Annotated in this window: 1 protein-coding gene; it reads right to left on the reverse strand. The window is 32.8% G+C overall.

Translation table 11 applies throughout. The features are described 5' to 3' along the window. Positions 1 to 145 precede the first annotated feature (145 nt). The coding region (locus AST99_RS12880; protein WP_232301622.1) for a hypothetical protein at positions 146 to 743 on the reverse strand (598 nt) is incomplete at its 5' end.

The raw sequence follows: 743 nt of genomic DNA on the forward strand, positions 1-743 counted from the left end.
GATTTGATCTTGGAATACGTATATGGAAAGTTGCGGGTTTGCGTGCGAGGATTTTCCGAAGGAAAATCAGACGTAGCAAACGTGCAACGACCTTTGTTTTAGCACAACACCAGCAATTTTTTATATACGGTGTTGTAACCAGTTTTTATTTTTCATTACTCAATTCGTCAAAAAAATTACTCGGATTTCTTAAAAATCGGTCAGCATCTGAACCTTTTATTAATTGTGCTAAATCCGAAATATTCGGTTTGCATAAATTTCCGTTTCTGTCCATTAAAATCCAATCATTTTCTTTACAAATATCAAGCATTGAATTAAGGAAATTCAGAGTAGTATCTGTTAAGTCAGTCCGAAACATAAATTCATCAATAAATTCATTAGTTTTATTTAAGCCAAGACTAACATCGTGGTCAAATTCTGCTTTTTCACTTTTCCAAATTGTGTCGTCAGTCCAACTCGCACGAGTAATTATTTTGTCAATTTGTTTTTCTAATTCCGTTATATTGATTTCTATTTCTTTCCACCAATTTATGGTTCTTGCATCTTCAAATTCAGGTTCTAAATCTTCGTTATCAGATTCGGTATATTTTTCCCAGAACTTTTCCCATTCAGAATGTTTGATTTCCAATTGATTTGGTATTTCTCCGAACTTCAATTGAATCGCTTTTTTCGGCAGTATGTATGTTATAAATTGGTTAATTGCCATTCGGTTTCTCAAATTGGTTACAACGTTGTTGTATATG

Origin of the sequence: Formosa algae (assembly GCF_001439665.1) — a bacterium.
Taxonomy (GTDB): domain Bacteria; phylum Bacteroidota; class Bacteroidia; order Flavobacteriales; family Flavobacteriaceae; genus Formosa; species Formosa algae.